The 19432-nt window shown below is 56.7% G+C and carries 16 protein-coding genes; 8 read left to right on the forward strand and 8 right to left on the reverse strand.

The window, feature by feature from the left end; genetic code table 11:
- Positions 1-4 precede the first annotated feature (4 nt).
- The gene (locus tag ACXAD0_RS02460) at positions 5-1195 is read left to right on the forward strand and encodes an ABC transporter permease (RefSeq protein ID WP_475086758.1); all 1191 of its coding nucleotides are present in this window, start codon (positions 5-7) and stop codon (positions 1193-1195) included.
- Between the two features lie 37 nt (positions 1196-1232).
- Here ACXAD0_RS02460 and ACXAD0_RS02465 read toward each other — a convergent pair whose 3' ends face one another.
- Positions 1233-2120 carry a lysophospholipid acyltransferase family protein gene (locus ACXAD0_RS02465; protein WP_475086759.1) on the reverse strand — a complete coding sequence of 296 codons (888 nt, stop codon included), beginning with the start codon at positions 2118-2120 and terminating at the stop codon, positions 1233-1235.
- Between the two features lie 168 nt (positions 2121-2288).
- Between ACXAD0_RS02465 and glyQ the strand changes: the two genes are divergently transcribed.
- Genes glyQ through gmhB form a run of 3 tightly spaced genes read left to right on the forward strand, consistent with a single transcriptional unit; the run spans position 2289 to position 5985 of the window.
- Positions 2289-3284 carry a glycine--tRNA ligase subunit alpha gene (gene glyQ, locus ACXAD0_RS02470; RefSeq protein WP_475086760.1) on the forward strand — a complete coding sequence of 332 codons (996 nt, stop codon included), beginning with the start codon at positions 2289-2291 and terminating at the stop codon, positions 3282-3284.
- On the forward strand, positions 3284-5368 hold the full coding sequence (gene glyS, locus ACXAD0_RS02475; protein WP_475086761.1) for a glycine--tRNA ligase subunit beta: 2085 nt from the start codon (positions 3284-3286) through the stop codon (positions 5366-5368). Before glyQ ends, glyS begins: the two co-directional genes overlap by 1 nt.
- 56 nt (positions 5369-5424) lie before the next feature.
- Positions 5425-5985, forward strand: coding sequence for a D-glycero-beta-D-manno-heptose 1,7-bisphosphate 7-phosphatase (gene gmhB / locus ACXAD0_RS02480; RefSeq protein ID WP_475086762.1), 561 nt, complete (start codon positions 5425-5427; stop codon positions 5983-5985).
- 78 nt (positions 5986-6063) lie between these two features.
- Here the strand turns inward: gmhB and ACXAD0_RS02485 are convergent, their stop codons facing one another.
- The gene (locus ACXAD0_RS02485) at positions 6064-6693 is read right to left on the reverse strand and encodes a hypothetical protein (RefSeq protein WP_475086763.1); all 630 of its coding nucleotides are present in this window, start codon (positions 6691-6693) and stop codon (positions 6064-6066) included.
- 285 nt (positions 6694-6978) lie between these two features.
- Positions 6979-9036, reverse strand: a complete 2058-nt coding sequence (locus tag ACXAD0_RS02490) for a hypothetical protein (protein WP_475086764.1) — start codon at positions 9034-9036, stop codon at positions 6979-6981.
- Between the two features lie 563 nt (positions 9037-9599).
- Here ACXAD0_RS02490 and ACXAD0_RS02495 point away from each other — a divergent pair.
- Positions 9600-9773 (forward strand): hypothetical protein, encoded by a 174-nt coding sequence (locus ACXAD0_RS02495; RefSeq protein WP_475086765.1) that lies wholly within the window; start codon positions 9600-9602, stop codon positions 9771-9773.
- Between the two features lie 78 nt (positions 9774-9851).
- Here ACXAD0_RS02495 and ACXAD0_RS02500 read toward each other — a convergent pair whose 3' ends face one another.
- The 3 genes from ACXAD0_RS02500 to ACXAD0_RS02510 form a co-directional block, all read right to left on the reverse strand.
- The gene (locus ACXAD0_RS02500; protein WP_475086766.1) at positions 9852-11069 is read right to left on the reverse strand and encodes a S41 family peptidase; all 1218 of its coding nucleotides are present in this window, start codon (positions 11067-11069) and stop codon (positions 9852-9854) included.
- A gap of 236 nt (positions 11070-11305) precedes the next feature.
- Positions 11306-11929, reverse strand: a complete 624-nt coding sequence (locus ACXAD0_RS02505; RefSeq protein WP_475086767.1) for a cytochrome P460 family protein — start codon at positions 11927-11929, stop codon at positions 11306-11308.
- Positions 11930-12017: 88 nt separating this feature from the next.
- Positions 12018-13040, reverse strand: coding sequence for a GlxA family transcriptional regulator (locus tag ACXAD0_RS02510; RefSeq protein ID WP_475086768.1), 1023 nt, complete (start codon positions 13038-13040; stop codon positions 12018-12020).
- 241 nt (positions 13041-13281) lie between these two features.
- Between ACXAD0_RS02510 and ACXAD0_RS02515 the strand changes: the two genes are divergently transcribed.
- The gene (locus ACXAD0_RS02515; protein WP_475086769.1) at positions 13282-14457 is read left to right on the forward strand and encodes a class I SAM-dependent rRNA methyltransferase; all 1176 of its coding nucleotides are present in this window, start codon (positions 13282-13284) and stop codon (positions 14455-14457) included.
- A gap of 139 nt (positions 14458-14596) precedes the next feature.
- Positions 14597-15910 (forward strand): guanitoxin biosynthesis MBL fold metallo-hydrolase GntH, encoded by a 1314-nt coding sequence (gene gntH, locus ACXAD0_RS02520; protein ID WP_475086770.1) that lies wholly within the window; start codon positions 14597-14599, stop codon positions 15908-15910.
- A gap of 65 nt (positions 15911-15975) precedes the next feature.
- Here gntH and ACXAD0_RS02525 read toward each other — a convergent pair whose 3' ends face one another.
- Complete coding sequence (locus ACXAD0_RS02525; protein ID WP_475086771.1) at positions 15976-18156, reverse strand: TonB-dependent receptor family protein; 2181 nt, start codon at positions 18154-18156, stop codon at positions 15976-15978.
- 204 nt (positions 18157-18360) lie between these two features.
- On the opposite strand from ACXAD0_RS02525, the gene ACXAD0_RS02530 reads away from it, so the two are divergent.
- Positions 18361-18810, forward strand: a complete 450-nt coding sequence (locus tag ACXAD0_RS02530) for a GNAT family N-acetyltransferase (RefSeq protein ID WP_475086772.1) — start codon at positions 18361-18363, stop codon at positions 18808-18810.
- Positions 18811-18824: 14 nt separating this feature from the next.
- On the opposite strand, the gene ACXAD0_RS02535 is transcribed toward ACXAD0_RS02530, so the two are convergent.
- Complete coding sequence (locus ACXAD0_RS02535) at positions 18825-19418, reverse strand: 1-acyl-sn-glycerol-3-phosphate acyltransferase (RefSeq protein WP_475086773.1); 594 nt, start codon at positions 19416-19418, stop codon at positions 18825-18827.
- Between the last annotated feature and the right edge of the window lie 14 nt (positions 19419-19432).

The following is a 19432-nucleotide window of genomic DNA, read 5'->3' on the forward strand; positions in this document are numbered from 1 at the left end:
GGCCATGGGATCTTTCTTCCGTCAGTTTTCCACAGTGGTGTTGATGAACCTGCGCAGTCTGCCGCGACGCCTGTGGATGTCGCTGGCCATGGTGCTGGCATCCGCCGTAGTAGTTGCCATTCTGTTGGCGTTTCTCGCCATGGACCGCGGCTTTTCTGCAACCATGACCGGCGCCGGCTCAGATCGGGTGGCGATCTTTATGCGCGATGGGTCCGCCTCGGAAATCAACAGTGTGGTGACACGTGACCAGCTCAATCTGCTGGCTGAGGCACCCGGCGTGGCGCGCAACAGTGAGGGGCAGGCGCTGGTCTCTGGCGAGCTCTACGTGATTGTGGATGGCATCAAGAAGTCCACACAAAAGGAAGCCAATATCCCCTTGCGCGGGATCGGCGCCAGGGGTCCGGAACTGCGTCCCACCTTCCAGCTCACCCAGGGTCGTATGTTCACTCCGGGGACCAACGAGCTGATCGTGGGTGAATCGATCCTGCGGGAGTTTGACGGGTTCGATCTCGGCGACACCATGCGCTTCGGCAAAAATGAATGGACCGTAGTTGGTGCCTTCTCCACTGGCGGCAATGTGTTCGAGAGTGAATTGTGGGCCGATGCTCAGCTGTTGCAGACGCTCTACAACCGGGGCTCCAGCTATCAATCGATCCGTGCGGTGCTGGCCACACCCAGGGACATCGCCCCGCTGGAACAGGCGGTGGCCGACGACCCGCAGCTCAACCTGTCGGTGCAAACCGAAACCGCTTTCTTCGTGGATCAGGGCAAACAGCTGGGTTATATGGCGCAGTTTGGCCGGGTAATCAGCTTTGTCATGGCGCTGGGCGCGCTGGCCGGCGCACTGAACACCATGTACAACTCGGTGGCGGACCGCGCCAAGGAGATGGCGACGTTACGGGCGCTGGGCTTCAGCAACCTGTCGGCGTTCAGCGGCACAATGGTGGAGGCGCTGTTCCTGTCTGTGCTGGGTGGACTGCTCGGCTCGGCGGCGGCCTACCTGTTCTTCGACGGGTTGACGACCTCGACGCTGGGGGGAAGCTTTACGCAGGTAGTGTTTACCTTCCAGCTGGAGCCGGACCTGTTCTGGCAGGGTACCAAACTGGCACTACTGATCGGTGCAGTCAGCGGTTTCTTCCCCGCCTGGCGCGCAGCGCGGGTACCGGTGGCGCTGGCATTCACCGCCAACGCTTAACCACGCAACAGGAAGACGCACCTCCTGCCGGCAACCCTTACATATTGCGGTAGAGGTGTGTCTTGCCTTCCGGTGAACGTCGGAAGCGCTTGTATTCCCACTGGTACTGCTCCGGCGCTTCCGCGATGCAGGCTTCCACGCCGCGGTTCATTGCCGCCAGGGAAACCTTGGTATCCTCACTGTAAATCGCCTGTTCTGCGGGCAAAAACACCAGCTCGAAGCCACTGTCCACACGCTTGCCGAAACCAAACACCACCTTACAACCGGTGCGCTGCTGCAGGTTGTGCGCCAGCGTCATGGTCAGAGCCGGCTTGCCGAAGAAAGGCGCAAACTCGCCACCAGAGGTGTCCGGCTCCTGATCGGGCAAAACCGCCACAATACCACCGGCCTTGAGCGCCTTGAGCAAGGAGCGCACGCCACGCACATTGGTCGGCACCAAAGTGCCACTGGTCGCCTCGCGGGCACCGCGGATCACAGGATCCAGCGCTTCAATCTTGGGCGGGGCATAGAGCGCCGTCATCGGCCCCAACGTGCCGATATACATGCCAAACGCCTCCCAGTTGCCCAGGTGCGGAATCAACAACAGCACGCCGCGGTTCTCATTGACTTCGTCGGTGAGCAACTGCTGGTTGCGCACCCGCATAATCGCATCTTCGGTGCGCGGCCACGGCTGGCACCAGACGGAGGCGACTTCAAAGCCGGTGATTGCGGTATTCACCACGCTGCGCCGCGCGAGGGTTTCGCGCTCGGCAGGATCCATGGCGGGGTAACACTGGGCCAGGTTGACGCGGGTCACACGCAGGCTGTCCGCACGGCGCAGTACCGCCAGATGGCCGACCAGGCTGCCGAGCCGACGCGACCAGCGCAGCGGTAGCAGCCCGATAAGTTTGATCATGCCCAGCGCAAAGCGCCCTTTAATATCCAAAACTACAACTTCCTATCTGTAACATCTTTCTGGTGATTGCCATCGCCAGCGACACAATCACCGCAATGCGGGCAACGCAGGACGCCATCGCCGGTTTCCGGCGCTTTAGCACGCGTCCCGCTACCGCTATAATTGCGACCCTTTGCCCGGGCCACATGCCCGGACCCGATGCGGCGCTGGCCGCACTTTACACATGCGGAGAAAGCGGTGTCCAAGCAATACGACCTCAGCACATTCCAGGGACTGATTTTTGCCCTGCAGGATTACTGGGCGCGCCAAGGGTGCGTCATTCTACAGCCTCTGGATATGGAAGTGGGCGCCGGTACCTTCCACCCGGCTACCTTCCTGCGCGCTGTGGGTCCGGAAACCTGGAACGCCGCCTATGTGCAACCCTGCCGTCGCCCGACCGACGGTCGCTATGGGGAAAACCCCAACCGCCTGCAGCACTACTATCAGTATCAGGTCGTAATGAAGCCTTCGCCGGACAACATCCAGGAGCTCTACCTGGACAGCCTGCGCGCCATGGGCGTGGATCCGGCCATCCACGATATCCGCTTCGTTGAGGACAACTGGGAATCTCCCACCCTGGGCGCCTGGGGCCTCGGCTGGGAAGTGTGGCTGAACGGCATGGAGGTGACCCAGTTCACCTACTTCCAGCAAGTGGGTGGCATCGAGTGTTTCCCAGTGACTGGCGAAATTACCTACGGCCTCGAGCGAATCGCCATGTACCTGCAGGGTGTTGAATCTATCTACGACCTGGTCTGGACCCGCAATCCCGATGGCAGCCCGGTGACCTACGGCGACGTGTTCCACCAGAACGAAGTGGAAATGTCCCATTACAACTTCGAACACGCCGATGTGGAGTTCCTGTTCAGCACCTTCGATCACTGTGAGCGCGAGAGCCAGCGCCTGATCGAGCTGGGTCTGCCGCTGCCAGCCTATGAGCAGGTCATGAAAGCCTCTCACGCCTTCAATATGCTGGACGCCCGCCACGCGATCTCGGTCACCGAGCGCCAGCGTTATATTTTGCGCGTGCGCACCCTCGCCCGTGCGGTGGCACAAGCCTACTACGACGCCCGCCGTGCGCTGGGCTTCCCGCTGGCTGCGGAAGACATTCGTAAAGAAATTTTGGCAGAGGACACTGCCCAAGAGGAGAAGCAGTAATGGCGCAGGATTTTCTCGTAGAGCTGGGCACCGAAGAACTGCCCCCGAAAGCACTGCGCAAGCTGATGGACGCCTTTGCCGCCGGCATTGAGCAGGGCCTGAAGAAACAAGAACTGCCGTTCGGCGAGGTGCGTGCCTACGCGGCGCCGCGCCGTCTTGCGGTGGTGGTCACCGAACTGGCCGAACAGACCCCGACCAAGACCCTGTCCGTTTGGGGTCCACCCGCCAAGGTCGCCTTCAAGGACGGCGCACCCACGCGCGCAGCGGAAGCCTTCGCGCAGAAAAATGGCATCGCCATCGATACGCTAGCCGACTGTGTCGCCAACGACGGCAAACAGGACAAGCTGTTCTGTGAAAAAACCGTGGGTGGCGAAAACACCACCGCATTGCTCGGCGACATCGTGTCTGCCTCCCTCGACGCCCTGCCCATTCCAAAGCGCATGCGCTGGGGTGCGCGCCGCGAAGAGTTTGTGCGTCCGGCGCAGTGGTTACTGATGCTGTTCGGCAACCAGGTAGTCGACGCGGAGATTCTCGGGCTCAAGTCCGGCAACACCACCCGTGGCCACCGCTTCCACTGCAACCGCGAACTGGAAGTACATTCCGCCAGCGATTACCTGCAGCAGCTGGAAAAGCCCGGTTATGTGCTGGTGGACTTCGCCAAACGTCGCGACATGATCCGCGCTCAAGTATCTGCTGAGGCGGAAAATGTGAATGGCGTGGCGGTGATCGACGACGACCTGCTCGACGAAGTGACTGCTCTGGTGGAATGGCCAGTGGCACTCACCGGCCGCTTCGAGGAACGCTTCCTCGAGGTGCCTGCCGAGGCCCTGATTTCTTCCATGAAGGAACACCAGAAGTATTTCCATGTGGTGGATGAAGACGGCCAGCTGCTGCCTTTCTTTATTACCGTGGCCAATATCGAGAGCCAGGACCCCGCCCAGGTGATCCACGGCAACGAGCGCGTCATTCGCCCGCGCCTGGCCGATGCCGCCTTCTTCTTCGAAACGGATAAAAAGACCAGTCTCGAGGCACGTCGCGAGAAGCTCAAGCAGATCGTATTCCAGCAGAAGCTGGGTACCGTCTATGACAAGACCGAGCGCCTGGCCAAGCTGGCCAGCGGTATCGCCACGGCGATTACTGCCAACACCGGTTGGGCCGAACGTGCCGCCACCCTGTGTAAATCTGACCTGGTCACCGAGATGGTGTTCGAGTTTGCCGACATGCAGGGCATCGCCGGTTACTACTACGCCGAGAATGACGGCGAGCCGCTGGAAGTCGCCAAGGCCATGTACGAGCAGTACATGCCCAAGTTTGCCGGTGACGAGCTGCCGCAGACCGATACCGGTACGGTGCTGGCTCTGGCAGATCGACTCGACACGCTCGTGGGTATTTTCGGTATCGGCCAGCCGCCCAGCGGCTCACGCGATCCGTTCGCCCTGCGCCGCGCCAGCCTCGGTGTGATTCGCCTGCTGGTAGAAAAGAATCTGGATCTCGACCTGCACACACTGCTGGAAATGGCCCGCGACAACTTCCCGCGCACGGCGCTGGGGGAATACAACACCGTGGTCGACCAGACCCTCGCCTACGTGCTCGAGCGCTTCCGCGCCCGCTACGAGGACCAGGGCATTCCCGCCGAAGTGTTTATGTCCGTGGCCGCGCGCAAACTGTCGCGTCCGCTGGACATCGACAACCGCGTGCATGCGGTACATGCGTTCAGCCAGCTGCCGGAAGCGCAGGCCCTGGCTGCGGCCAACAAGCGCGTCTCCAATATCCTCGCCAAGCTGGATGGCCCGGCGCCGACCAGCGTCAACGAGCACCTGCTGCAGGAAGATGCCGAAAAGGCCCTGTTTGCGGTGATCAAGGATGCCCAGGCGCAAGTCGCGCCGCTCTACGCGGAAGCCCGCTACACCGAGGGCCTGGCAGGTCTCGCCGGATTGCGCGAGACCGTCGACACCTTCTTTGACGACGTAATGGTCATGGCAGACGATGAAGCCCTGCGCAACAACCGCCTGGCCCTGTTATCGCAACTTCGTGCCCTGTTCCTCGAAGTTGCCGACATTTCACTGCTGGCACCTGCCAAGTAAGACGGTACTACCGGGGCCTGACGGCCCCGGTGTTGTCTCTGGAGTAGACCACCACCATGTCCCTGATCCTGCTAGATCGCGACGGAGTGATTAACGCTGAAGTCGAAGGCGGAGTGCGCTGCGCCGACGACTGGCAGCCCCTGCCCGGCAGTATCGAAGCCATGGCGGCCCTCAGCCAGGCCGGCTTCCAGCTCGTGATCGTCACCAACCAGCCGGGGCTCGCCCGCGGCGACTTCGAACTGGACGACCTGGAATCCATCCACGCCAAGCTGCGCGCTGCGGTCGAAGACGCCGGTGGCGAAGTCGCCGCCATCTTCTACTGTCCCCACGGCCCCGACGACAATTGCCGCTGCCGCAAACCCGGCACCGGAATGCTCGATGCCATCGAAGCCGAATTCGATACCAGTGTGCACGACTGTTATATGGTGGGAGATCGGGTGCAGGATTTGCAGGCTGCGGTGGCGAAGGGATGCAGGCCGGTACTGGTGCGGACCGGCCGCGGGGAGGAGACGCTCGCCAGCCTGATCAGCGCTCCGCAGGAAAACCTAGCCTCGGCAATGTTTTTCGAGGACCTTTATACCTTTTCTGAATTTTTGCTTTCCTCGATGCAAAATTAATCATAGGACGATGCGTCCGTGTGAAGATCTGATCACTTCGGGTTGGGCGGGGAAACTCTCTGATGCGTATTGTTTCGTTCATCCTCTGAGTATCATGGAATCTGGACCATCAACCTGGTGCCATTCGCTATCTGGGTAGTAGCTCTGCAATATTTCTATGATGACGTCCAGATTTAAAACCTCGTTTTCAGGAAAATCTCCCTCAATAGTTGTTATACCGTTACTCCAGCGATACCGTTCAATTTGCGCCGTTGGAACATCGAAAGTCTTATGTATCAGTATGAGACTCCAGAACTCGCCCGGTATGCGAAAAGTGCCTTCAAAAAAGGGCAAATTATCATTGAGCTCGCAATCAGAACTCACTTCGTAGGTCGAACCGAGGAATTGTGTCTCCTTCCCATAGCAGCCAAGAGACACTAGATCACTCTCAAGACAATTGACAAACTTCAGCTCCGACTCGCCATCGTGTATGGCATGGTCCAGTTCGATCGAATGCACCCAGTCAGCGCGCGGATTGTCTCCGTTGATGACATGATGGTCGGACCAGATTATCGTGCCGGTTTTGTCAATGACAGACTTGATGTGGCGGTCATGCTGGATGGACACACGTTCAAAGCGCGCCAGCTTCTGGGGGAAGGGTTTGACAATTTTCTTCGTGCGAAAATGCTGCTTGATATGATCAAGCAGTTTTTGCTCATCGATTTCCATGGTATGGGCGACTTTTCTGTCACCGGGATGGGGAAGGACGGCCAATCTAATCGGTACACCATGCCAGATCAAGGGACACAGGCGCCAGATTTCGTTTAGTTGCAGGGCTTTGCGCTTGGATCGCTCGATTGCGTGCAGGGAGTGCAAGGGTAACAGGCAGCGGAACGACGCGCCTCGAACAGCCCTATCTAGCCTCTGTATCTGGAAAAGCCTGAAAATGATCAGTACACAAAAAAGCGCCCCCAGAATGGGGGCGTTTTATTGGGCAACGGCAAATTGCGGTATTTACTGGATAAACGTGCGTTCGCCGGTGGCCATATTGAGGTACCAAAAGCCATTTTTGTCGTCGTCACCGATGACCAGCTCGCCTTCCCCCATCGCAGCAATGCCCGTCAGCTCACCGAATTTTGCTGAGCCATCCTGCTCGGAAAACAACAGTTCAGGGGTGGCGGTAGCTAGATCGAAACGCATGAGTTGTTCACTAACTGTGAAGAGGATGTGGGAGCCATCGCTGCCGAGGAGGAATCCCTCACCAAAGAAACCATCGATGCCAGTATCCGGGTTCAGCAGCGAGCGAGCACCGGTCTCAAGGTCGATGGCAACAAAATAGAACAGGTCATTGATTTCACTATTGGTGATTAGGCGGTTGCCCGCTTCGTCAATCACCATGTCGTCATCCCGCCAGATTTCAATGCCGTCGGTCAGGGCCCCGGACAACAGCGTCACTTCCAGTGTATCGGCTGCAACCCGGTAGACGACGTCCCCATCGAGGAAGTAAAGGGTGCCGTCCGAGTGCTGGGCCAGTGCCTCTATGTCATACGGACCCCCGGGCGCTAGCAACTGGGTATATTCCCCTGAAGCAAGGTCATGCATACCCAGTTCCCCGCTTTCGTCCCCCACGTAGAGCACGCCATTGGCAGAGTCGAGATACAGGCCGGCAATATCATCACTCAACGTAGCCAGTACTTCGGTTTCGGCAGAGACCGGGCTGTGTGCGACCAGGGTGTTTTCGAAAGTGGTAAAAATCGTACTGGTTGCCGTGTCGACGGCCACCCGCAAGGGCTCCTCAAACAGGTAATGCTGCTCGGCAAACCCTTTCGGCTCCACATAGCTAAACAATTCAGTAACCTGATTGTATTTCGCCGCACCAGAAAAATAACCCAGGTAGATTTCCTGATTGACCGGATCATAATCGATGCCCTGCAGTGACTCACTGTTGGGATAATCAGCATCGGATATTTGCAGGACGCTGGCGATGCAACCCGTAGCGGCATCCAGTTTCAGGACACTACCGCTGGATTCGGCCAGGTACCAGCTCCCATCGTAAATCCGTGGGGCGGCATAAAACCAGGAATCATTAATGTCCGTCAGGCAGCCGGTTTCGCTTGACAGATCAATACGCTGGAATAATCCCGCATTGGCCCCTTCTAGGTCGACAGAAATAAATTTGTTGACCTGCTGGAATTGAGGATCATAAATGTACTCAACCGTACTGATCAGGATTTTCCCAGACGTATTATCCGCAACCATTGCCTGTGCATAGCTAAACTCCTCGTCAAGGCCGCTTGCGTCCGCACTGGCGATTTCATTCAGGGCACCGGTTGCCAATTCCAGCCCAAACAGGATGGACTCACCAAAGAAGTACAGGGTTGCACCATCATCACTCAATGCGAACGCATCGGTATTGAAATAGGGTTGTTGCGGATCGAACAACGTTTCGAAGCTGTAGGTACTGGTATCCAGGCGATAAATCTTGTCGGTCTCAGCGACTTCATCCCAGGCCGAAAAATAAACGTCATTACCCCGGGCCGCAAAGCTACCGAAAGATTCCGGGAAACCTTCTACAGAAGCGGGCTCAAAGGCCTCGACGAACGGCGTGTCGATGGAGTAGCGCACCAGCGCATCGCGCCGGTAATCGTCAACCACCAGGCCACCATTGTCTGTGAGTGCTGCGCCGGCGCTGCCATGGGGAATAATGCCCTGGTAGCGTACTGTCACCGAACGTTCCGTGTACTCGGTACCGGCCTGTAGATAGAAATCAAAGATATTATCACCGGGCGTCAGTTCAAACGCTGCCATCCAGCTGTTGCCGTCCTCCAGCACCTGGTCTTCACCATTGATACGCAATACTTCAATGCTCTGCCCCGAACTCATGGACAGGGTGGTCTGGTCGTCTTCCGATACCACATTAAATCCGGGGTAAATCCGCATGCCCGGAAAGCCGTCTACCAAGGTTAGGGAAGGTTCCGGGGGGGAACCCGCTCCCGTTGAGGAATTATTTCCGCCACATGCCGCCAGCGTCAGGATAACCGCCAGCATTCCTATCTGAAATCTCGCTTTCATTCCGTCCCCCACAGTTCTGGCGACACGATACAAGTCTCTCGCGTGCCAGTAATTTTTGGATAATCCTGCGGCTTATACCGCCACTTTTGTGAACCATGTCACGACGCTAATTTTACCCAGCGGTTCTTTTTTTATCTGCCCTAAATGAGGCTGCAAGGCAGAAAACTTGAGAGGTACGCAACGGCATAGACGCCTGGCAGTTCTGGTGGTTCTGGCAGTTCTGACGGTTCCGGCTCTCCCGTCACGGCACAAGCGGGAGATATCTATTTCTCTGAACGCACCACTGCAAGCGCCTCGATGGCCCATCAGTTGTGCAAGCATCAAAGCAAGAAGATGCATCGCCAAGCTAGTATTGGCTCTCTTCCAGTTGAGACAAGATCCAGCCTCCCTCAGGAGGAGGTCGATCGGCAATTTGGCAGCAGCACCCTGAAATTGACAAAACTCATAGCGATTGAATGAGCCTAATGGCTTGATAGTGTTATCAAAACCCTGGCATCCAGTCGCTCCCGGGAACGCACACCGCCAGAGAACCAATATAGAAAGCTGACCAATTCGAGGTTGTTATGAGCGAGTCCGAAATCAAGTGGGATATGGCTGCCGAGCTGTCGATGGACTTTGTTCCGGCGTTCGTACGCGGTACCGTCAAGAAGAAAGTCGAGGCCGCCGCCCGTGAGCGGGGAATCGAAGAGATTACCGTCGAATTTATCAACGAAATTCGTGAGGAAAAGGGCCGGTAAGTTCGGCCTCTGGTGCTGTTGAGCCTTCGGGCCCGAAGTTCATATCGGGCCCCATTGCAACGGCACTCCCCAACGCCGCTATTTCGTCCCCGCCGTCTGTCGATCGGCAATATCGGCCAATATCCAGCCCAGCTGCACGTCATCAGCATTGCGATAGTCGTCCCAGCCCAAGGGCACAATAACATCCGGTTCAATCCCCTCGCTGGCGACGTCCTGGAAGCGGTAGTTTCGCTTTGAATAGGTAACGGTGTATCCGCTGTTGGGTAGCTTGAAGCTGTCCATGTCCTGATAACCCACCGGGTTAGCCCCCGTGGGTTCACCCACCAATTTGGCATTAAGGATCTGGCGGTACTGGGCGGCATTGCTCATGGCAGCGGAGAATGTCTTGTTGCCAATCAATGTATAGACGCCGTTGTCCCAGTCCAACCCGTCTGTGAGCACGAGGCCCCAGGCCAATCCCAGGCCGACAAAAAAGTCTCCGCCGCCGTTATCGCGCAAATCAATAATCAGGTTTCGTATTTGGTGCTGATCAAGGTGTTGTTTCACCTTCATCGCGAAGGCTTCCATATCCGGAAAACTCGGATAGTCGCGAAAGTAAAGGTACGCCGTTTGGCTTTCCTGATCCGTAGAGAGCCAGAGTCCTTGCGATGCTTCAATGGCTTTATTACCGAACGGTATCTGTTCGGGCAACAATTGATGGGTCAATTCGTCGTGCAGGTCTTGCCTATCGATGGCTTCCACCAGCACGGTCTCACTCTGGTTGTCATCGCTGGTAAATGTCAGCGCGGCGCGCTCCAATTGCTCGGCAATCCCCAGGCCATAGAGCAGCTGCGCAAGCTTCACCTGGCTGGATACGCGCTCTTTTAACGAGTGAGTATTTTCGACGCCCTGCACGACAGGCTGGATTTGCTTGATAACGCTGGCGATCTGAACTCCGTCAATCGCACTGAGCCTTGTACCAAGCAGGTGCTTGAGGTTCTCGCCCGCTGCGACCAGTCGCAAATCTCCGGAGATCATCTCCACATGAATGGGATACCACAGGCTGTCACCGCTCCAATAACCGAACTGGGTGTGGCCATCGCCAATGGTGCGCGTGATACGCATCATTTCCGCGATTATCTGGGATTCATTGTATTCCGGTAGCTGCTCCACCAGTGCGTCGAGGTCAGCAGTCAGAGCAACCTTACTGGTAGTGTGGTACAGGTTGATATGCTTCTCGGCCAGCTTTTGCTGGTAGTAAGCGATATCCTCTGCCCAGCGTTCCGCGGATTGTTCATTCGTGTATGCACTACTCACTCCCACAACGAATGAGACTGCGACAGCACACACGACAGATATATACGCTTTTTTTCGCATCTTTTTATTTCCAGTAGATCAGTAGGTAAAGATTACCATGAGGTCGAGTCTGGATTGGGTGCTGTAAGCCGTTGTGTACTTCTCTCTGGTGGTGATTCCCTATTCCTGTTTCGTACTGTCGCCTTCTGATTACTTCGAACCTTTACGCAAAAGCGCCTGCGGGATTGGTTGCGAGGTTATTGCGCGTCCAAGGCCGCATGCTCACTATGGCTGTACTGGCTTAGGCGCTGACGAATCACAGGGTAAAACTGTGCAAAAGTGCCATCAAATAATGTGTGCTCCCTATGGCATCGGACACAACTGTTTCCTTCCGGCAACATAGCTGCTGTGTTGCTGTCGGTGGCAAACAGATAAAACGCCCGCTGGTCAGGAAACAGTTCCTTGTCGATAAGATGGATTTCAAAACTGGCGAGCTCCCCCTGCACCAAGCCATCGATAGCGGGCTTAGGGGATTCCTGCGGCCGATAGAAAGCGAGGGACATCATGGTGCCATCGGCGTATTCGCCGTACTCAATGAAGTAGTCGTAGGCAGCAGGTTCCATCTGCACCACCTGCAAGAGACCCGGGCTTTCCTTACTAAATCCACCCGCAGCTTCTTGTGGGTAGCCATGGCCGACCGAGGCCCCGAGAAATACCCATTGGTCCACATTGTCCGGCATCAATAGTTTTCCGTCTTCGGTAAACTGCGCTTCGCTTATCTCTTTTTTATCGCCATCACTTTCAAGTTGGACTTGTGCAAAAACTTTGACAGGAAGTAGTAGTGCAGCCCCGATAGTGAGGTGTGATATCCATGTTTTCATCTTGTTGTTCCTTTTTTTAGGCGAGTGGATCCCTCCAGAGCAAATTTATCGATCCGGGGTGCGAGGGTTAGTAGGTTGGGATTTGGGTTTAGCTAAACCGCTTACAGTAATCCGTTGGCGAAACACCAAGGTGGCGCTTGAAAGCGCGGCGCATCTGCTCGCTGGAGGTAAAGCCGCAGTGGCCGGGTATTTTCGCAAGCGCGACGGAATCCACTCCGGCGCTTACTAACAGTTGTCGGGCTTTTTCCACACGCAACCGTTCAACAAAACGGACCGGTGTCTCCTGCATTTCTTCCTTGAACCGCCGGGCGAAATGTCGGCTGCTCATATTTGCCTGTGCTGCCATGCGCTCGACATCCAAAACTTCCCCCAGGTTGGCGCGCACCCAAGTGAGCAGACCAGAAAACCGGGGACTACGGGACTGGGCGTCTAAGTGTGTACTGTATTGGTTCTGGCCACCGTCACGTTTCAGGTACAACACCAGCCTGCGTGCGAGCGACAGGGCGAGTTCACGTCCACAGTCCTCTTCGGCCATGGCCAGCGCGAGGTCGATGCCGGCTGTGATTCCCGCCGAAGTAAAGACATTGCCGTCACGGATATAGATTGCATCAGCGTTCACATCGACATCGGCATAGGTCTGTAGCGCAGGCACGTCCATCCAGTGTGTGGTCGCCTTGCGCTGGTCGAGCAGGCCGGCCTCTGCCAACAGCAGCGCACCATTGCAGATAGAGCCCAGTCGGCGCACCTGCCGGCTGGTGGTTTGCAGCCATTCGATCACGGCACTATCGGCACGCAGCCGGGCCAGGCTTTGATCGTCGCCACCGCAAACCAGCAAAGTGTCGATGTTTCGTGCATCGCGATATGCCATATCGGCCACTATACGAATACCCGAAGACATAATGACCGGGCCGGCTTCTTCCGCTAACAGCTGGATTTTGTATTCCGGTGTGACTGGCTCGCCGTGATCCAGGCGCTGACGGTTGGCAAGGGAAAACACTTCCAGCGGTCCGGTAACGTCCAGGCATTGTGCACCGGGGTACACCAGCATCGCGACGGTGGCCGGTGTCGCTTGTAGCGCGGTATCGGAATTGGCGGATTGGGTGTCTTTCATGGGGATAGAGTGACACGGACATCCGGTGGCGGGAATGCCTTTTGGCGTGCAATTTCTGCCAAATCGAATGGATGGTGGCAGGCGCCGCTGTCTTCCTCAGCATCATACACAGTAACGTAATACTGACGGTGGCTAATATTGCTGGATGGGCAGGGAGTTTTGCGTGCTTATGCAGTGAAAACTGTGTACATTGCGCCCGCTTTTTGCACAACGATATATCCCCAAGTGAGAGGAATCCGCAGTGCCAGAGATTATCCTGAACCGTGGCGCCGAGCGCCGCCTGAAGCGCGGCCATTTGTGGATTTACAGCAATGAGGTGGACACCAAGAAGACCCCGCTGAAAGGTATCGAGCCGGGGACCCAACTGGAAGTCCGCGACAGCGGTGGCAAATCTCTGGGTTATGCCTTTGTTAATCCGAGCCAGTTGATCTGTGGCCGGCTCGTGTCGCGCAAAGGTCCTCTGGACAAATCGCTGCTGGAGCAGCGCATCAAGTCAGCGCTGGCGAAACGCGAACGCTACTTCACGGATAGTGGCTACCGTCTCGTATACGGCGATTCGGACCTGCTGCCCGGTCTCGTGGTTGAGCGATTCGGCGACTACCTGGTGGTGCAGGTGTCCAACTGGGGCATGGAGCAGCTACTTGATGAAGTGGTCTCTATCCTGATTGCACTATTGCAACCCAAGGGCATCTTGCTGCGCAACGATCACCAGGGTCGCGGCGTCGAGGACCTGCCACCGGTGAATGAAGTGGTGCATGGCGAGGTACCGGAATTTGTGCCGTTTACCGAAAACGGCGTGGCGCTGCTCGCCCCCGTGCACCAGGGACAGAAAACGGGCTGGTTCTTCGACCACCGTGACAATCGGGCGCGGTTGAATCAATGGGTCAGTGGTCAGCGCGTGCTGGACTTGTTTTCCTACGCCGGCGGCTGGGGCGTACAAGCCCTGGCGAACGGCGCGACATCCGCGACCTGTGTGGATGCATCACAACAGGCGCTCGACTGGTGCGAGGTCAACGCGGACAACATCGGAAAAGCGTCGGTATTCAGCACGGTTCGTGGCAAGGCACTGGATGTGCTCAAGGATATGGTCGCCAACGGCGAGCGCTTCGATGTCGTGGTGCTGGATCCGCCCGCGTTCATCAAGCGACGCAAGGATCATAAATCCGGACTGGCGGCGTATCGCCATACCAATGAGCTGGCGATGCGATTGGTGGCGCCCGGTGGCCTGTTAGTAAGCGCTTCCTGCTCCATGCATCTGGCGGAAGAGGAGTTACTCGAATGTATCCGCGGTGCGGCACACAAACTCGGCCGTCCCGCTTCGCTGCTGACCAGCGGCTATCAGGGTCCCGACCATCCGGTGCACCCGGCAATTCCGGAAACCCGTTATCTGAAAGCCCATTTTGTGCATCTCGATTAAGTCTCTCACTACACCAGCGTAGTTACCTCCTGATTCCTCTGCGTTATTCAACGCCGGCCATTAATGGTGGCTGGCGCGGCATTACCAGAGGTTGGCTATTCTCAATGCTCGATGTCCATTTTTTGACTCGGGCCCTGGCATGGCACAGCGTACGCTTCCACGTTCTTCCATTTACATTTTTCTGTTCGGTGCACTTTTTGGCGGATCGATTTTCTGGTTCAGCAGAATCTATTCGGTAGCGCCAATACCGTTCGCCGAAGCGGCCGGCGGGCAAGTGACTTCTCCCGAGGGCACGGCACCGGATCGGTATGTCTATTATCCCGGCACAGAGGCACTGGCCAAGAACGAGATTCGTGTCGTGGCTTGCGGGACCGGCATGCCCGCATCACGCCGCGGACAGGCAGCGAGTTGTTTCCTGATTGAGGTCGGTAACGGAGACAAGTTCCTGTTTGATATCGGCACCGGTTCCATGGCCAATGTCGCCAGCTTGATGATTCCCTATCAGTATCTCGACAAAGTGTTTCTGTCCCATCTACATACCGATCATATGGGCGATTTACTGAGCTTGTGGGCCGGTGGCTGGACTGCCGGGCGGCCCAATCCGCTGCGGATCTGGGGGCCCAGTGGCGCAACCAGGGAAATGGGCACGGCCTATGCGATTGAGCATTTCCTCAAGTTCGTGAACTGGGACAAGGTCACACGGGAATACAAAATTAGCCCGATACCGGGGCAGCTGGACGTTACGGAGTTCGATTATGCCGTAGCGGATCAGGTGGTTTATCAGGACAATGGCGTCACTATTCGTTCCTATCCCGCTGTGCATATCGGTGATGGCCCAGTGAGCTACAAGTTGGAGTATGCCGGGCTAACGGTCTTCTTTAGCGGGGACACTGTGCCCAATCAATGGTTCGTAAAATATGGTCGCGATGTGGATCTGGCGATTCACGAAGCCATGCACACACCCGAGCAGTTTGCGGCCCTTTATAACCAACCTAAACAGCTCGCGTGGCGAACCTGCTGTGAATTTCATACCTCCCCGCAGGCGTTTGGCAAAATCATGAGTACCATTCAGCCGCGCCATGCAGTGGCTTTTCACTTCTTTAACGAGCCGGATACGCGCTATCAGATTTATCAGGGCATTCGCGAAACCTATGACGGCCCGCTTTCAATGGCAACCGACATGATGGTTTGGAATGTCACCAAAGATAAAATTTTAGAGAGAATGGGCGTTTCCACTGACGATGCCTGGTCAGTGCCCGGTACGGCAGAACAACCTCCGCCGGAGAAAGGTATGCCTGACCCAATGAGTCCGGAGATTGAGGCTGGCCGTTGGAGACCGGCGTTTGAGGCACAGGACCCGGCCCTCGATCGGTACATGGAGCAAAACAATCTGGAGAAGCAAGACTGGCGTCCGAAGATGTACGAGGAGATGGAAAAGCAGAGTAGCGATTAATTTTCGCGCTCAGGAATAAAAAAGGCCGCGCAATGCGCGGCCTTTTTGTATACGTCTTTGTTTAATCAAAAGACGTACTTGATACCCACCGTCGCGGTGCGCGGCTTGTTGGCGCGGGCACCATCGGGGCTGCGGTTGATAATGGCCTGCTCGTCGAGGAGGTTATCAAACTTCAGATAACCGCTCAGGTTCGCGTCGAAGTCGTAGTGCGCAGCCGCATCCATCACCCACAGGGACTCGGTGCGATCGAACTGGTCTGTACCGCCGCGGTTACAGCTGGTATTTACACACATGTCGTCCTGGTAAGCCGCAGTCACGTTTACGCGCCAGGCCGCACCACTGTCGATACCAGTGGTCAGGGCAAACACATTTTCGGGCAGGTAGGCGAGGTTATCGCCAGCGAGGAGGTTACCCGCATCACTGTCCTTGCTGATTTCCGCGTCGGTGTAGGTGTAGTTGGCACGCACTGGAATCGACCAGCCGTTGGCCAGTATCCAGTCGCGCTGAACACTCAGCTCGACACCGCTAATTTCAGACGCGCCCAACTGGTAAGTGCCACTATCGGCACCGTCCGGACAGGGGATCGCCACGGAACAGTTCTGTACGGTGTTTTCATAGTCAGAGTAAAACGCAATCGCTTCCGCGGTAATCGCGTCGGTGGTGTAGCGAGCACCCCACTCGTAGTTGGTGGAGAGCTCCGGATCAACACCGTCTCTGGAGCTGGCGCCAGGAGGGGCAAAGCCGCGATGCACACCGGCGAGCAGGCTCCATTCTTCATTGAAGGCGTAAACAACACCGACACCCGGCAGCCACTCGGAAACAGAGTTAGCGCGATAGCTACCATCCACATTGCGTTCAACATCGTCGTAGCGCTGCTGGCTGGTGTCGATATCTTCGTAACGCAGCGCGGCGGTCAGCGCCAGTTTTTCTGCCAACTGAATTTCGTCGTAGATAAACAGTGAGGTGGCTTCCGCGGTTTCAACGCGGTTGTTGCTGCCTGTCGGCAGTTCTTTCTCAACGAAGACCAGATTGCCGTCGACCTGATCAAAGACTTCTACCGGCTGGAAACGATCCACTTCGTCTTCATGGCGACGCACGCCGAAGCTCAGGTCATGTGTCATGGCCGCGGTGGCGAACTGCCAGTTAGCGCTTACTTGCACGCCGCGGGAATCGTATTTGCGGTTGTTGTGCTTGATATCGATGCCGGCAAAGTCGGTGTCACCATCGAGGATTGACTGGGCACCGGCGTCACCCGCATTCGCGGCATCGAGCAGATCACCGACATTATTGACCTTGAACCAGTCGCGCTTGAACTTGTTGTAGTAAGCCTGGGTATGCAGGCTAAAACCTTCGGACAGCTCGATGCTGTGGTTCAGCTGCAGGGTGCTGTGGCGGTTCTGCATTTCGTCCAGCTCGGTCAGGCCGTAGCGACGATTGGGATCGGCATCGAAGTCTGCATCGGTAAGGCCGAGATAGCTCATGCCGGACAGTTCTTCGGAGTACTGCAGTTTCACGTCCAGCTGCTGCTGGTAAGTGGCATTGGCGTCAGACTTCAAACGGCCCTTCACCAGGTAATCTTCTTTCTGGATATCGGCAGAGCCGGCGCGGTCAATCTCGCGGAAACCGTCGGCAAACTGCTGGTGGGTTTCCACCAGCCAACCGGTGGTCTCGGTGCTGTCGCCATAGGTGGCGTGCACACGCTGCTCACCATTCTGGCCCGCTTCGACCTGTACGCTGCCCTGTGCGTCCGTGGGGATTGGGGTGCTCAGCAGATTGACGGCACCACCGACAGTGAACGGGCCGTATTTCAATGTGGACGGGCCTTTCAGCACTTCGATCGCATCCAGTCGGCCGGCTGTGGGGAAGTAGTACGCAGACGGATCGGCGTAGGGGGTTGGCGCGATCAGGACGCCGTCTTCCATCAGGGAAATCTTGCCGGAACGGCCAGTGGCTGCGCCGCGGATACCGATATTCGGTCGTAGGCCATAACCGTCTTCTTCACGCAGGTAGACGCCGGGGACGGCGCGCATCATGCGGTTGATATCGGCAAATTCAAACTTGGCCAGTTCTTCCGGATCCACATAGTGGGCGGAACCCGGCAGCTGGTGCAGATCTTCCTGATCTCCCAGTACGGAAACGGTTTCAAGGCGCTTGGTAGTGTCTTCTGCCAAAGCGGGTGCCGCCACCAGAGTGGTAAAAGCAGGGGCCAACATCAGGGCCAATGGCGACAGGGCAAAGCGTTTCATCAATCCTCCGTGAACACTCGGCGTGTTTGTATCAAGTATGAAAATGAGAATGATTGTATTTTACGTCGAGATTTAGGATTAAGCCACACCGAATATGGCCTGAAGGCGTTTTTTTATGCACTTGTGATCGGGACAGGATCAAAGGTGGGAGTCGCGGCTGACCAAACTACTATTCTCCCGTCATTCTCGACGACGGGGGCTAACATGATCCGACCCGTTCTGGTTTCTGACGCCGATCGACTGTTGCGGTTGTGGCAGGACACGGCCTTCCTGGCACATCCATCACTGTCGCCAGATTTCTGGTCCAACCGCCAGGGGCTGGCACTGCGCTGGTTTAACGATCCGGTGTGTGGACTCGTCTATTGCGATGGCACGCCAAATCGTCCCGACGGGTTTATCCTGGTCGAACGTAACGGGAATTTACCCTGCCTGTTCGTGGGCCGGGCGTTACAGGGGTTTGGTATTGGCCGCGCGCTGGTCGACGCGGCGCGGGAGCGGTCAGCTGACCTGCGGGTATCGGTTTTGGAGGAAAATCTCGGCGCGAGATATTTTCTGCAGCAATGCGGTTTTATCGAAGAAAACCGTTACTTTCGCATCGAGGCCAACCAGCAGATGCTGACCATGGTGAGTGACGAGCGCATCCAGTATTACTGACCGAGGCGATTTCGTTATCCGGCTTTTTCCGGGTAGCGCCCGGTACAGGTGGCAAAGAATCCCTTCAGGATCGCGAGATCCTTGTGGTGGTCGCCACTGGTGTCGAACAGATCACCAATCAAGAAGGTTTTTGACGGATAGTCGATGCCAATCGGCAGCACGGGTACCTGTGCTTCGTGCGCCATACGCAGAAACCCGGTTTTCCATTTCTCGACCCGCGAACGCGTCCCTTCCGGTGCCAGGCCAATGATGGTTTGGGGGTAGCTCTTCATTCGCGCAACGGCCTGTTCAACCATGCCCTGGGCGGCCTGTCGATTCACCGGTATGCCGCCGAGGGCAAACAACAGTGTGCGAAATGGGCGAACAAAGATCGTGTGCTTACCCATCCAGTTCACCTTGATGCCCATCGCCAGAACCGCCGCCATGGCGAACACGAAATCCCAGTTCGAAGTGTGGGGAGCACCGGCAATCACCAGCGGGGTCTTTTGTGGCAGCTCGCCTTTAATACGCCAACCGTACAGGCGCAATACGACGCGGCCAAACCAGCGGGTAAAGCGGTTACCCAAACGGGGCCAGTTTGCGGGGATAGAGGGAATAATCTCAGACATCGACAGCAGACTTT

This window comes from Microbulbifer sp. ABF4_148 (assembly GCF_056158985.1).

Excerpts from the sequence above, each read along its gene's own strand:
- ACXAD0_RS02460 (WP_475086758.1), top strand. The coding sequence starts at position 5 with ATGGGATCTTTCTTCCGTCAGTTTTCCACAGTGGTGTTGATGAACCTG.
- ACXAD0_RS02505 (WP_475086767.1), bottom strand. The coding sequence starts at position 11,929 with ATGAAAACATGGATATCACACCTCACTATCGGGGCTGCACTACTACTT.
- ACXAD0_RS02535 (WP_475086773.1), bottom strand. The coding sequence starts at position 19,418 with ATGTCTGAGATTATTCCCTCTATCCCCGCAAACTGGCCCCGTTTGGGT.
- gmhB (WP_475086762.1), top strand. The coding sequence starts at position 5,425 with ATGTCCCTGATCCTGCTAGATCGCGACGGAGTGATTAACGCTGAAGTC.
- glyS (WP_475086761.1), top strand. The coding sequence starts at position 3,284 with ATGGCGCAGGATTTTCTCGTAGAGCTGGGCACCGAAGAACTGCCCCCG.
- ACXAD0_RS02490 (WP_475086764.1), bottom strand. The coding sequence starts at position 9,036 with ATGAAAGCGAGATTTCAGATAGGAATGCTGGCGGTTATCCTGACGCTG.
- ACXAD0_RS02485 (WP_475086763.1), bottom strand. The coding sequence starts at position 6,693 with ATGGAAATCGATGAGCAAAAACTGCTTGATCATATCAAGCAGCATTTT.
- ACXAD0_RS02495 (WP_475086765.1), top strand. The coding sequence starts at position 9,600 with ATGAGCGAGTCCGAAATCAAGTGGGATATGGCTGCCGAGCTGTCGATG.
- ACXAD0_RS02525 (WP_475086771.1), bottom strand. The coding sequence starts at position 18,156 with ATGAAACGCTTTGCCCTGTCGCCATTGGCCCTGATGTTGGCCCCTGCT.
- ACXAD0_RS02530 (WP_475086772.1), top strand. The coding sequence starts at position 18,361 with ATGATCCGACCCGTTCTGGTTTCTGACGCCGATCGACTGTTGCGGTTG.
- glyQ (WP_475086760.1), top strand. The coding sequence starts at position 2,289 with ATGCGGCGCTGGCCGCACTTTACACATGCGGAGAAAGCGGTGTCCAAG.
- gntH (WP_475086770.1), top strand. The coding sequence starts at position 14,597 with ATGGCACAGCGTACGCTTCCACGTTCTTCCATTTACATTTTTCTGTTC.
- ACXAD0_RS02510 (WP_475086768.1), bottom strand. The coding sequence starts at position 13,040 with ATGAAAGACACCCAATCCGCCAATTCCGATACCGCGCTACAAGCGACA.